This is a genomic window from Paraburkholderia bryophila, from assembly GCF_013409255.1.
Lineage (GTDB): Bacteria > Pseudomonadota > Gammaproteobacteria > Burkholderiales > Burkholderiaceae > Paraburkholderia.
The window spans coordinates 4,445,600-4,458,806 of record NZ_JACCAS010000001.1; the positions used below are offsets into that span (position 1 = coordinate 4,445,600).

Here is a 13,207-nt window from a genome sequence, read left to right on the forward strand (position 1 = left end):
CTGACAAAAACTTCGCGTGGCCGTTCGGCAGTTCCGTTTTGCGTTGGGTCGACACATCGATTTCCGATGTACTGACGAATCGAGCCCCGACCGCCACGGAGAACCGCATGTCGACACCGTCCATTCCAAGTTCGCCCCGTGCTGGACATGTGCCGGACCCGGCCAACGGCGAGCATCCGTCCACCGATCCTTCCCACCCGGCCCCCGCATCGACGACGCCCACGCCGACGCAGCAAAGCAGCGCGCAATTGTCGACGCTCGGCAAGCTGAAGGCGAAGCTGTCGAAGACGACCAAAAAGACCGGCGAAGGCATCGCGGCAATCGAATCGCCGCTCGGCACCACGGCGTCCGGCGGCTATCTGGGGTGGGGCGTGAACAACGCAGCGTCGTCCGGCGGCGGCCTGGCAAGCGCCGCCGGCCACGCCTCCGAAGGAACGAAAACGCTCGCCGAAGTCGCGGGCTCGCTCGGCGCGGTGCCTCAGGCGCTCGACATCGTCGCCACCACCGTCAGCACCGCGCACAAGGCCTTCAAGGTCAAGAACAGCGCGAACAAGGTCAAGACGACGGAAAAGGGCACGCTGGACGGCGACGAAGCGCGGCGTGCGCTGGCTCAGGACAAAGGCAATCTCCAGCGCGCCGCGCCCGGCGCGTTTCGCGATGTCGGGCTGGGCGCGCTGAACATGACCAGCCGGATGGAATCGGTCACGCACCCGGGCACCTCGCTCTACGGCAAGGCGCCGGGGCCGGTGTATGCGGACGGCGCGCTCGCGATCGCTTCCGGCGCGATGTACACGGCGGCCGGCGCGCTGCAAAGCCGGGCGGTCGACCGCAAGGTGCAGCGCACTCACGCGTTCAGTACCGCGCTCGACCGTCCGGCGAGCGCGCGCACGGACGCGACGAGCCCGGGTCTGCAAGAGCTCGACGATCTGCACGCGCGAGGCAGGATCGACCCGAATGTTTATTCGATCCTGCGTCAACGCAGCGATGCCGAGGTCACGAAATTCACGCAGAATTTCGCGTCGGTGGGCGGCGGTGGACAGACGCGACTGAACCAGATGCTGCATTTCCCCGGCGAGCGGATCAAGCTCAACGTCCTCAACTTCAACCGCAAGACCAATCTGAATACGGCGAGTACACGTCGCGCGATTCGCGAGGACGTGATCGACGCCTTCATCGCCGCCGACGTGAGGCCGGGCCGAACCGATTCCCTGTTCTCGCATCTGGCGACGGTCCGGGAAGAGTCGCGCGGCAAACGGGCCGGCCCAGATCTGGGCAAGCTGGACCCGCACTTCGCGACACACGGCTTGCAGAAGAGCGAGTTCGACAAGAACGCGCTGACGGCGATCGCCCGCTCGGGCAATCCGGATGCGTTTCTCGAACGCTACAAAGGACTCTCCGAGACCGACCGTTCGCGGGTGCGCGACACGTTGCACTTCGGCTCATGGCGTTTCTGGAAAAGCGACGCCACCTTGCCCACGACGAAATATCAGCGCGGCGATATCCGCCAGGCGCTGGCGAAGCACTTCAACGGCGGTGCGACGATCGAGCGGATGCAGGAGCTCAAGACGCGCTACAACGCGAAAGTCGTGCCGTTGAAGTCGAGCGGCACGACACCGCAGACCGCCGCGCCGCCGGAGATGCTGAAGCAGCATCTGTCGGCTTACCAGGCTCTCAATCTCGACAATCTGAAAGAGGAAAAGCGGCACGCGAAGGTGCAGGTCGCCTACGGCGCCGTGAACATGGCGGCCGGCGTCGCCGAGCTCGCGGTGAATCCGGTCGCCGCGGCGACCGCGGGCCAGGTGAGCGCGTCGCGCGCGGTGCTGAGCCCGGTGTATCTGATCTATGCGGGTCGCCGGGGGATCGTCAGCTATATCACGCAAAAGAACGCCCGGCCGATCGACGCGAAGATGCGCGAGGAAGCGCTGATGCGCGCGCTGCCGCGGGTGCGTGAACGGATCGAATCAGGCGCCGCGTCGACGCAGCGTCTGCAGCACCGGGACATGTTCCTGCGCAACGAACTGAAACTCGGCGACGCGGACATCAAGAAGCTCGATGGACTTGAGCGCGCCGGCAACCATGCGGGCGCCCGCGAATTTCTGGCGTCTAAAAACCCGGAGAACAATGTGCTGGTCGCGCTGCGTGTTATGGCCGACGAACGCGGCGGCGTCGCCTCGCATTTTCACCGCAATCAGGCGCGGCAAACGATCGATGCCGAGGCGCAGACCCATAATTCCGCCGTCTTGCGCGCGATCGACGACGACTCGAATCCGGACGAGTCGTTTGCCGCGCTGAAGACGCATTTCCTCGATGAAGCGGCTTACCATCCGGCCGCCGGAATCGGCACGCTGTCCGAACAACTGTCGACGGGGCACGCCACGGGCGACCTCGGTTTCGATAAGGCCGGCTATCAGGGCAAGACGCCCGCAGCGATCGCGGAGCACCTGAAAACACGTTTCGCGCAGGACAATCCGCCGTTCGCGGTTCGCCAGTTCGTGGCGGGTTGGCGCGACGGCGGCGAGGGCGCGGTGGCGGCGCGGAACATGCTGCGCGATTTCCGCTTCACCGAAAAGGATATCGCTGGCCTGGAGGGTATGAGTCGCAAGGACGCGTGCAAGTGGCTCGAAGGTCATCTGTTCGGCGAAAACGTGCGGCGGCGTTTCTCCACGGTCACGCTCGATCAGGCGGGCCGCAATCGCGCGGCGGACGCGGTCGAACGGGTTCAGCTTCAGCCCTCGGATGCGGCCGAGCCGTTGCAGTGGCGCAACCATTTCGAGGAGGCTGGTGTCGATGTGATCGACAACCCGGGTACGCCGGGTCTCGATTCGATGTTGTACGCGTTGCACCAGAATATCTCGGGCAAGAGCGATGCGTCGTCGAGCGAGATGAACAGGCAGGTGATGCAGGCGCGTGCGCAAGTGATTCAGACGCTGCGTCAGAGCCAGGGCACACCGCCCGGCGCCAGCGCGCCGCCGCTGCTGCCCATCGACGTGGCGCAGCATGCCGACGTGATCGCACAGGTCGCGGCGCAGGTTTATGGCAAGCCGGGCGCGGCGGTCAAACTCGTGGATGCAACCGGCGCGCAAGCGCATCAACGGATTGGCGGCGATGGCAATCCTGCCGCGCCGGTCGCTGCCGTGCTTTGCTACGACAGTCAGTCGAAGCGCACCTTCACGTTGCACGGCGGGAAGCCGGCTCCTACGCCGGCGGTGAGCCCGCCGGCGTCCGGTTTCAGGCCGCTGCAAAATGTTGGGGGTTCCGGTCTCGACCCGAATGCCACGGGCGCGATCGAGATGCAGCCGATGGCGGCATTGCCTTCGGGTTCGTCGAGTAGGTTGCCGGGGCCGAGGCCGATGCCGATGGCTAGTCCGCAGAATAGGCCGTCGGTTACGGCGAGTGGGGCGCCGCCGATTACGCCGCCTATTGCGCCGCCGATCACCGCGAGCGTGTCGCAGTTGAACACGCTGCCGGCGTCGACGAATACGTCGGCGACGCCCAAGCCGCCGAAGCCGGCGGTCAGCGCGAGCTTGTCGCAGCCGCTCAATTCGCCGCCGCCATCGACCACGTCGCAAACGCCGCCGTTGACCACGCTGCAAACGCCCACGCCTAAATTGAACACCGTGGCCGCTTCGAGCGCTTCGAGCGCCGCATCATCGTCCAGCTCAGCGGCCACGCCGGTCTCGCCCTTGGCGCCGGAGCGCGAGGCGCGCGACGACCGGATCAATGCCGCGTTGAGCGCGCTCAAGGCACTGCCGCAAAGCACGCCCACGATCACGCCATGGAACAAATTGCCCGGCGAGATGAAGGCGGTCTACGGCAATAAGCAGTGGGAGTACGAAAAGCAAGCGACCATGGCCGCCACCGATTTCGGTTCAACGCGAGCTAGCCTCGAGCAGAGCGGCTTCAGCGTCGTGACAAACAACGGCGACATGAACAACTGTCTGCTCATTTCCATGGTGCAGCATGCGACCGGCGACTATAGCCAGCCTCACACGCAGCGGGTGGACGAGTACCGGCAGAAACTGGTGGGCGAAGGACACGTCCTCAATGGTGAACCGATGACGTTCACCGGCGATGCCGGCAAGCGTCTGGTGGCGTTGATCAACGATGACCCGAAGACACAGCATCCGCTGCATGTGGTGGGTGTCACGCAGGTGGCGGGTAGAACGCACCTGGATCACATCGGCGCGGATCAGCAGGCTGCAAACGTGCGTGAGGTGATGATCTGGGATCAGGGCGGTCACTTCGAAGCCGTCAAGCCGAAGGACCTACCGGCGGTCTGAGTGTTTCCCGCAGGTCGAGCGCCGGGCATGCCGGCGCTCGATCGCTTGAAACCGGGTGTGGTGCGCTAGTGCTGCTTGCCGCTCAGCACTCAGCACGCACCACGGCCAAATTCACCACGCCAGCGTTGACTCCCACTGCGGACGCGGCGACGACTCCTCGCGCGCATCAGCCGCCGTTTCGCGCGTGAACGCCGGCATCACATCCCGCGCGAAACGGCGCATGGATGCCATCGCCATGTCATGCGGCATCGAACCGAACCAGAAGCTCGCGCTGAAGTAGTCGCAGCCGAGCCCGGCTTGAATCCGGCGCAGTTGATGAATGCATTCGTCCGCCGTGCCGATCACCAGAAAATCGTTGCGCAACGTGTCATCCGATGGCTCGTCGGGCAGCGGCTCCGCGGGCACGATGCCGTCCACCACGTCGCCCCAATCGTGACGCAGACGCAGCGTCGCCCGTCCGTTCCAGCGCGCATGCTCGACGGCCTCGCGAGCCTGCGCTTCGTTCTCGGCGACGAACACCGGCCGCTGCGTGCCGATGCGCACCGTCGACAGCGCATCGGCGAGATCCGGATAGTGGCGCCGCACATCGGTCAACTTCGAAATCGGTTCGAGCACGCCGGTGAAGAGATTGGCGCGCCGCTTCACGGCCTGTTCGACCGACGCCCGCCGGCTCGAATTGACCACTAGCCACAGCGGTATCACGCGTTGCAGCGGCTGCGGCACGAGGCCGGTGCGGGGAATGTCGAAGTGCTCGCCGTGATGCGAGAACAAGGGCTCGCGCAATGCCTTCAGGAGTACGTCGATCGCTTCGTCGTCGCGTGCCGCGCTTGCGCCTTTGGTGAGCTGGAAGCGCTCGTACTGGTAGCGCTGATAGCCGCTGCCGAGACCGGCTTCGACACGGCCGCCGCTGAGCACGTCGAGTGTCGCGAGCTCTTCGGCGATCACCAGCGGATGATGCAGCGGCACCGGAACGATCGCCGGTCCGAGACGCAGATGACGCGTGCGCGCGGCGATATGCGAGAGCAGCATCAGCGGGCGCGACGAGTGCGAATAGTTCGTGAAGTGATGCTCGGCGAGCCACAGATGACTGAAGCCGAGCGTATCGGCGGCTTCGGCCATGGCGAGCGCGCGCTGGTAGAGCTCGGCGGCGGGCGTGGGTTCAGGCGCAGGCAGCGTCAAGAACAAACCGAATTGCATGGTCGACTCCCGGGTAGTCAATGCAGGGTCTGGTTCGCCGACAAGGCGACCGGCGCGAGCCCTTTGGCGCGATAGAACATATAGGTCGCGCCGTAGGGCACCAGCAGATGAGCGCCTTCCAGTTCGCATGCGGGCAGAGGCGGCAGGCCACCCGAGGTGTCGATGCGCTGGATCGAACTGATGTCGGCAAGCCGGCCCTCGCCGGGGCGTCGTGCCGCGACGAAGCGCGCGGTGTAACGCACCCAGGTCAGCGCGTTCGCGCCGACCTGGCTTTCGCCGGCCACGTTGCCGATCACGTAGCTGCCGTCGTACGCGAGAAAGTACCGGCCGGGTGCGATGGTGCCCACGCTCTGGCCGCTTGCGTCGACGAGCAGGGCTTCGGATCCCAGCGGATCCCACAGCAGTTGCGTGCCGTCGCGGGCGATGCCGGGCTGCAACGCGGCGCCGACGGCGGGCACGTCGGACTTGATGCGTCGGCAGACGTAGGTTTCATCGCCGTGGGTGGTCATCACTTCCTGGAGCACTTCGTTCTGGCCAGCGCGTAGGTCGAGGGGGAGGGACTCGTTGGCGGTGGGTGGCGGCGTTCTGGACGTCGTCGCGCAGGCGGCGAGCGCGAGCAGGCAGCCTGCCGCGAGACAGGTCAGCGATGGGCGCGATAAAGGCGCGAGTCGGGCGAATGGCGCGAATGGCGCGAATAGTGCGGGGCGGGGCGGGAAACCAGTCATCGGCGGAAAGGGAAGGCGAACGATGCTGGCATCACACCCGATCCTGTGCGGTGCCGTGGGCGCCGACACGAAAGACTGCATCGAAAAGCGCACGCAACGAGGCCGGGCGCGTTACCTGCCAGGCGAGGTAGCGAGGTAGCGAGGTAGCGAGGCAGCGGGACGCGGCGGTTCGCCTGAGCATGCAATGGTTCGCGCTTCGGCCAAACGCGTTCGGATGGCGGCCGATACTGACTCAGGCTTGCCGCCACGCTCAACGTAGCGTGACACCAGCGGTTTCGCCTCTCTTCCGACCAACGGCCCGAGCGCCCACCCGAACCCGCGATGGAATCGACACTTTCGAACTCCCCTGGCTTGCCCCGCGTCTCGTGGCTCGACATCGAGCCGATGCCTCTCACGCCGCTTGCGGACGAAGACCGGGCGTACCCCTATCTGGCGATGATCCGCCGCTACATCGGCGGTGCGGCGGATACCGACGCGAACACCGACGCGAACACCGACGCGAACGCCGATACGCCCGCCACGGCCGACGCCCCGATCAACGCCGCCGATTGTCTCGAACGGCTAGCCGAAGCGGATCGCGTCTTCGCCGACTGGCTCGCGCCGCTGCATCGCACGGCGGCCGAGGTCGCCGGCGTCGATCCTTCGCGCATGGCCGATGCGCTCAATCACATGCATCACGCGTCGCACCGTTTGACCCTGTGCGATCCCGTGCTGCTCGACAACGTCGTCGACCTGGCGCGCGTGACGATCGACGAACAGGTGCCGGGCGACTTCATCGAAACCGGCGTGTGGCGCGGCGGCGTGACGATTCTGCTGCGCGCCGCGCTGAACGCGTTCGGCGACCCGGGCCGCAGCGTGTGGGTGGCCGACTCGTTCGCGGGACTGCCCGCGCCGGACCCCGCGGTCGATCTGCGCGAGGCCATCTGGCATCACCTGATGGGGGCGGTCGGCGGGCTGCGCAGCGATCTGGCCAGCGTGCGCGAGTCGTTCGCCCGAGCGGGACTGCTCGACCGCCGCGTGCGCTTCCTGCCGGGCTGGTTCGCCGATACGCTGCCCGCCGCGCCGATCGAGCGGCTGGCGCTGATGCGGCTCGACGGCGACTGGTACGAGTCGACCCGCGTGGCGCTCGACGCCCTTTATCCGCGTCTGTCGCCGGGTGGCTTCGTGATCGTCGACGATTACGGCTTGCCGACCGGCTGCGCGCGTGCCGTCGATGAATATCGCGCCGCGCATGGGATCGATGCGCCACTGACGCGTGTCAACGGGCAAGCGGTCTACTGGCGTAAGCCATGGTGAGCCGTGACGCGCACGCGGCGTTGAGTGCGCTGCTGGAAGCGCGGCTCGCGGAGCACTATGTCGCGCCGCCGCAGGCGTTAGCGGTCGATCTGATCGTCAGCGATTGCGCCGAGCTTTCGCGGCGCTTTGTGCTCGGCCCTTCGATTGAGTCGATGCCGACGCCGACGCCGACTCTGACGCCGATGCCGACCGCGACCGCGACTGCGACTGCGACTGCGACTGCGACTGCGACTGCGATTGCGACTGCGACTGCGACTGCGACTGCGACTCCAGTTCCTGTTCCTATTCCGACGCCCTCTAGCGGCGCGCACCCCGCCGCAGCGCGCATCACCCTAAACCACGCGCTACTAAGCGCGATGCTCGACGACCCAACCGGTTTCGATCCGCGCAGCGCCACCTCCCTCGCTCTCGGCGGCATGCGAATCGACGGCTCAGCGCGGCTCGCGGCGTACTGGCTGCAATTGCTCAAACGTCCTTCAACAGCGGGCCGCGCGGCGCTCGAGCGGGCCAGGCAACGCGCGCCTGCCGCCCTAGCGACGGTGCGTGTGATAAGCACGCAAGGTTGCAATCACAACGGCCTGTGCACGGCCCTGGCCGACGCGCTCGACGCCTCGGTCCCACTCGTTCTGCGCCACATGATCGACTGGCCGGAAGTCTCGTGGACCCTCGACGACTGGTGCCGCCATGAAGGCTCGACGGTGCTGCGCCCGGACCCATCGAGCGGCGCGGCGCAGACCGTGGCCCGCTTCATCGACGGAATGGCCGCGCGGTGCGTATCCGAAGCCGGCGCCGCGACTTACACGGAAGGCTGCCTGCTGCCACCGGCATGGGAAGCGCGCTTTGCGTTGCCACGCTTGCCGGCGCGTCTATTCGGCGCGGGTCAGCTCTGGTTTGGCCGAGCCAGCGGGGCGGCGCTGGTGACGCGTTTGCACTGCGATCTGGCGAACTCGTTCCTCGCCCAGATTCACGGCCGCAAACGCGTGCGTCTTTACGCGCCGGGTCAGGAAGCCACGCTCTACGCGTTCGATTCGTTCAACACGTATCGCCCGTGCCGTGTCGATGTGGCGTCGCCCGATCTGACGCGCTTTCCGCGGTTTGCCCAGGCGCGGGGCGTCGATATCGTGCTGGAACCCGGCGACCTGCTGGTGATTCCAACCGGCTGGTATCACTGCGTCTGGGCGCTGGATCACGTGCTGTCCATCAGCCGTTTCACCGCCGATACCACCGATGCCACCACCGCTGCGATGCTGCGCGACGATACGACTTCTCAATCGAAACTCACGAACACGGCGAGGACTGGATGAATGATGCAACCCGAAGCGACTCGCGTCGCGCGCGCTTTCTGATGCGGGTAGGCTGCTCGTGCGCGGCGGCGCTGTTGGCGTCGGCCGCGTCGCTGAGTCCGCTTCCCGCACTAGCGCAAACGCAACCGCAACCGCAACCGCAAACGCAACCGCAACCGCAAACGCAAACGCGAGCCCCAGCGGCGATGACACAGGTCTGCGCGATGCGCGCGAACAACGCGAAGCTGATCGCGCAGGACCGCGACGCGGGCATCAGCAAACAGGACGAATTACGCAAGACGCAAGCGGTGGCGGCGGCGATGCCGATCGAGCGACAGGTCTACGCGGAAGCGGAACTGGCGACCTTTGTCGAACGGCTGTACGGGCGCTACGCCAAAACGCCGCCGCAGCAAGCCTACGACAAGTATTTCGCCTATTGCGAAGGCCAGGCCGCGCGCGGCGCCGCTCAGGTGCAGTGACGTTCAGGGGGGCAGTGCCGCCCAGATGCGTGACGCGTCGCGACGCAGTCGTCGCTTCGCATTTCCAGCGCGCTTTTCGGATGGCGCGCCATGGTCCCAATGCGACCCCCTAGCATTAGTCGACCCCGGACCGCCGCTGTGTGTGTTTCGCATCCGCTTCACCGATGGCGGTCAATCTTCCCTTGCAGAGGACGCCATGACCGCAGTCGTCAACGACACCGTTTCCAGTTTCTCCACGCCCAACACCGACGATTCGTTCTCGTCGGAGAATCAGAACATCAAGCAACTCGAGCAGCAGGTCGACCAGATGATCAATCAGGCGCTGCAGCAGAGCTCGTCTTCGCTCGGCCAGAACACGACCGGGCAGGACGCGGCGGGCACGCTCGCGAGCTACATGAATCAGAACGGCATCTCGTCGCTCGACCCGAACAAGCTGTATCAGCTCGCGAATAATCCGCCCGCCGGCACGCCGCCCGAGGTGTCGTCGGCGTCGTCGTACATGCTGCAGAATCCGGATGTCTACCAGCAGATCGAAACGCACGACGTGTCCGGCGCGGACGGCATTTCCGGCGTGGGCAATTTCGAATGGGCGGCGCAGGGCGGTCTCGACAGCGAGCCGTCGTCGAGCACGACCGACTCAATGAATTCGACGTCGACGCAGGGCGCGATGATGGGCGCGCAAGACGCGGCGGGCACGCTGTCGAGCTATATGAGCCAGAACGGCATCTCGTCGCTCGATCCCAACAAGCTCTACCAGTTGGCCAATAATCCGCCCGCCGGCACACCGTCGGACGTATCCGCAGCGGCGTCGTACATGCTGCAGAATCCGGACGTCTACCAGCAGATCGAAACGCATGACGTATCCGGCGCGGACGGCAAGTCCGGCGTGGGCAACTTCCAGTGGGCAGCGCAAGGCGGCCTCGATCAGATGGTGTCCGACGGCACGTCCAAACTGCCTGACATGAACCTCGATCTGTCGATGAACATGCCCAATATGCCGGACTATACGCAGACGCTGTCTGCGTGATTGCTTGCGGTTGCGGTCGCGGTTGCGGTCGCGGTTGCGGTCGCAGTTGCGGTCGCGCGGCGTTCAAGATCAAGTTCAGGAACTGACTGGTGGCATAGGAACCTGTGCCACCCAGTTCGCTTCACCCTTCGACGCGTGTTCGGTGCGCTGGGTTTATTTCCCCAGCGCGCCGCCAGCCGTCTTCGTTCCCCACACGACATCCCCATCCACCGCGTAAAGCCGGCAACCGCTATGACCGTTTGCGCAAGCAACGAGCGCATCGTTCATTGGATCCAAACCCGAAGCCACGCCCCACGCGCCATCGGGTGCAATCGCGAACGCCCGTGGCCGGCGACTCGTCAGGAACGCGCCATAAGCCTTACGTCCTTGCACGTTCAGATACGGAATCGCCGATGCATCCGTCAGCGCCGCAAAGTGCGTGCTCGGCGGTTCCGATTCGAGCCGAGGCCAGACGACCTTAGTGTCGACCGCGTACAACTGGCAATAGTGCGTGCGTTCCGAACAGTGCTGCATGGCGGTCGCGGCGGCATCGAAACCGCCCGATGACCAGACCGCATCGGTCGTCCCGATAGCGATCGCACGCGGCAGCGGCGCCGCCAGAAAACCGCGATACAGCGTCTCCCGTTGTTTCGCGTCCAGATAGGGCAGCGCGCTGACGTCATTGAGATCGGCATACGCGCTCGTCGTGTAGGCCTGGTTCGGAAGATACTCCGGATTGACCTCGCGACCGGGCATACCGATGCCGGTGAGGAACGCATCGGCTTTCTTCACCCACAGAGGCAAGCCCGCCGCCGACGCCGTCATTGCATGCGCATCCTTCTGGAATACGCCGTAGTCGACGAGTTCCGCAGGCGCGCCGGCCGCCGCGTATTGTCGAAACATGCCGCGCCAGGTCGACGTGGCGAAGGTCTGATCGTTGTCGCCGAAGAACCAGATCGAGTGCAGTTTCGTGTGCGCGCCGAGCTGGCCGGCGCCGTTGATCAGGCTTGCGTCCGGTTCGTGGCAATCGGATTCCTTTAGGCCGCCCGCGAAGCTGACGAGTCCTTTTACATCGGGCGGGCTCTGCGCGCCAAACACCAGCGTGTTCCATCCGCCCATACTTTTGCCGACCATGACGATCCGCGAGGCATCCACGCCAGGTTGCTGTTTCACAGAGTCGAGTACTTTGCGAATGTCCCGCGCGGCGTCCATGCCGGTTGCCACGAGATCGCAACCGTGCGGACGCATGGTGCCTTCAGACCCGGCGTAGCCGCGCATCATCGGCATGGCGACCGCGTAGCCGCGCGATAGAAAGTAGTACGGGATGAAGTTATCGGCAATGCGCGGTGCGTTCGCCGGATCGTGCGACGCACCGTGATTGATGAGCGCGAGCGGGAATGGGCCGCCGCGCGATGGCATATACACGGTCACCTTCAGCCGCACCGGCGGTGACGAGTCGACGGGCACCGTCAGGATGCGCTCGTTGAGCGGCGCGCTGGGTGAATCCGACGCGGTTGCGGCCGTATTGGCGAGACCCGAATAGGCAAGCAACGCGAGCGATGCCAGGAGCGGCAGTACTTTACGCGTGCTTGCTTTCTCCATGGGGCGCGGGATCACTTCAGAAACGAGGGGTTTTATTCGAAAGGATATCTTTGCGATAACGGCTGGTCCGGCGTTTTCTGTAGCCCGCGCAGCAACCTTTATCTTCCTGGCGCAAAATGGACGCCCCGTGCCGGAAACGATTCCGTCCACGGGCTTCCCACCACGAGCGCAGGAGACAACCATGACATTCGACGGTTCGGCCATCAAGACGTTGCTTAACGACGCGGTTTCGACAGGCGGCATTCACGGCATCGCGGCCGTGGTCGTCGACCGTAACGGTCCGCTGTTTCATCACGCGACCGGCGAGGCAAGCCAGCATACGATGTTCCGCAACGCGTCGATGACGAAGGCCGTGGCCACCACCGCGGCGCTTCAGTTCGTGGAGAAGGGGCTGCTGAATCTCGACGCCACCGTCGAATCGATTCTGCCGGCGTTCGGCGAGTTGCAGGTGCTGGACGGTTTCGACGGCGACACGCCGCGTTTGCGCGCGCCCGCCAGCAAAGCCACCGTGCGCCAACTGATGACGCACACCGCCGGTCTCGGCTACTTCTTCCTCAGCGAAAAGCTGATGCGCTATCACGAGTTGACCGGCGTGCCTCAGCCGCTCACGGGATTGAAGCAGAGTTTTTCCGCGCCGCTCGTCAACGATCCCGGCACCGTCTGGGAATACGGCACCAACACCGACTGGCTCGGGCTCGTCGTCGAAAAGCTGGCGGGGCAGAGTTTGGGCAGCTATATCAGGCAGCACGTGTATGAGCCGCTGGGGATGAACGACTCGACCTTCGAACCGAACGCGGATCAGCGCGGCAGATTGCTGCGCGTGATGCAGCGCCAGGCCAACGGCACGCTCGCGCCTTCGGCGATCGATCTTCCGCCAGCCTCCGAATGGGACGCTGCCGGTCACGGCTCGTACGGCACCGTGCAGGACTACGGCCGCTTCGTGCAGGCATGGCTCAACGACGGCGCCGGCATCCTCGAACCGGCGACCGTGCGGATGGCGCTGCAAAACCATATCGGGCAAATCACGCTTCCGGAGTTGATGAAGTCCACCCTGCCCGAACTGTCGAACGACACGCCCGGCGCGCCGTGGCCGCAGAGCTGGGGGCTGGGCTTCCACCTGACGCTCACCGATCTGCCGGGCATGCGCAGCAACGGCACCGGCGACTGGGCCGGCGTGTTCAATTCGTTCTACTGGATCGACCGCTCGAAGGGCATCGGCGCGGTGCTGATGACACAGTTGCTGCCGTTCTTCGACATGCCGGTGATCGAGACGTTGATCGGTTTCGAAACGGCGGTGTATCAGCAGGTGGGGGCGGCCGTACCGGCGGCGTGATGTCCG

General features: G+C 65.3%; 8 protein-coding genes and 1 pseudogene. 6 read left to right on the forward strand and 3 right to left on the reverse strand.

Going from position 1 to position 13,207, the window contains the following annotated elements:
* The first annotated feature begins 107 nt into the window (after positions 1 to 107).
* A complete protein-coding gene (locus tag GGD40_RS20000) occupies positions 108 to 4,280 on the forward strand; it encodes a hypothetical protein (RefSeq protein ID WP_179744655.1) in 4,173 nt (1,390 codons plus the stop codon).
* Between the two features lie 111 nt (positions 4,281 to 4,391).
* On the opposite strand, the gene GGD40_RS20005 is transcribed toward GGD40_RS20000, so the two are convergent.
* Positions 4,392 to 5,477 carry an LLM class flavin-dependent oxidoreductase gene (locus tag GGD40_RS20005; protein WP_179744656.1) on the reverse strand — a complete coding sequence of 362 codons (1,086 nt, stop codon included), beginning with the start codon at positions 5,475 to 5,477 and terminating at the stop codon, positions 4,392 to 4,394.
* Positions 5,478 to 5,494: 17 nt separating this feature from the next.
* Entirely contained in the window at positions 5,495 to 5,986 is a 492-nt protein-coding gene (locus tag GGD40_RS20010; protein WP_257030442.1) for a DUF3455 domain-containing protein, read from the reverse strand.
* A 537-nt stretch (positions 5,987 to 6,523) separates the two neighbouring features.
* Between GGD40_RS20010 and GGD40_RS20015 the strand changes: the two genes are divergently transcribed.
* The 4 genes and pseudogenes from GGD40_RS20015 to GGD40_RS20030 all read left to right on the forward strand — a co-directional run.
* Entirely contained in the window at positions 6,524 to 7,498 is a 975-nt protein-coding gene (locus tag GGD40_RS20015; protein WP_218900939.1) for a TylF/MycF/NovP-related O-methyltransferase, read from the forward strand.
* A complete protein-coding gene (locus GGD40_RS20020) occupies positions 7,492 to 8,802 on the forward strand; it encodes a cupin-like domain-containing protein (protein ID WP_179744657.1) in 1,311 nt (436 codons plus the stop codon). Before GGD40_RS20015 ends, GGD40_RS20020 begins: the two co-directional genes overlap by 7 nt.
* Positions 8,799 to 9,260 carry a hypothetical protein gene (locus GGD40_RS20025; protein WP_179744658.1) on the forward strand — a complete coding sequence of 154 codons (462 nt, stop codon included), beginning with the start codon at positions 8,799 to 8,801 and terminating at the stop codon, positions 9,258 to 9,260. Before GGD40_RS20020 ends, GGD40_RS20025 begins: the two co-directional genes overlap by 4 nt.
* Before the next feature lie 307 nt (positions 9,261 to 9,567).
* A pseudogene (locus GGD40_RS20030) lies at positions 9,568 to 10,185 on the forward strand (hypothetical protein); the annotation flags it as partial.
* A 255-nt stretch (positions 10,186 to 10,440) separates the two neighbouring features.
* On the opposite strand, the gene GGD40_RS20035 reads toward GGD40_RS20030, so the two are convergent.
* A complete protein-coding gene (locus tag GGD40_RS20035; protein ID WP_179744660.1) occupies positions 10,441 to 11,868 on the reverse strand; it encodes an alpha/beta hydrolase family protein in 1,428 nt (475 codons plus the stop codon).
* 181 nt (positions 11,869 to 12,049) lie between these two features.
* Here GGD40_RS20035 and GGD40_RS20040 point away from each other — a divergent pair, with 181 nt between their 5' ends.
* Entirely contained in the window at positions 12,050 to 13,201 is a 1,152-nt protein-coding gene (locus GGD40_RS20040) for a serine hydrolase domain-containing protein (RefSeq protein WP_179703774.1), read from the forward strand.
* Positions 13,202 to 13,207: the final 6 nt, after the last annotated feature.

What these genes read in the sequence shown, in the direction of transcription:
- GGD40_RS20000 (WP_179744655.1), top strand. Translation starts at nt 108, where the DNA reads ATGTCGACACCGTCCATTCCAAGTTCGCCCCGTGCTGGACATGTGCCG.
- GGD40_RS20005 (WP_179744656.1), bottom strand. Translation starts at nt 5,477, where the DNA reads ATGCAATTCGGTTTGTTCTTGACGCTGCCTGCGCCTGAACCCACGCCC.
- GGD40_RS20010 (WP_257030442.1), bottom strand. Translation starts at nt 5,986, where the DNA reads ATGACCACCCACGGCGATGAAACCTACGTCTGCCGACGCATCAAGTCC.
- GGD40_RS20015 (WP_218900939.1), top strand. Translation starts at nt 6,524, where the DNA reads ATGGAATCGACACTTTCGAACTCCCCTGGCTTGCCCCGCGTCTCGTGG.
- GGD40_RS20020 (WP_179744657.1), top strand. Translation starts at nt 7,492, where the DNA reads ATGGTGAGCCGTGACGCGCACGCGGCGTTGAGTGCGCTGCTGGAAGCG.
- GGD40_RS20025 (WP_179744658.1), top strand. Translation starts at nt 8,799, where the DNA reads ATGAATGATGCAACCCGAAGCGACTCGCGTCGCGCGCGCTTTCTGATG.
- GGD40_RS20035 (WP_179744660.1), bottom strand. Translation starts at nt 11,868, where the DNA reads ATGGAGAAAGCAAGCACGCGTAAAGTACTGCCGCTCCTGGCATCGCTC.
- GGD40_RS20040 (WP_179703774.1), top strand. Translation starts at nt 12,050, where the DNA reads ATGACATTCGACGGTTCGGCCATCAAGACGTTGCTTAACGACGCGGTT.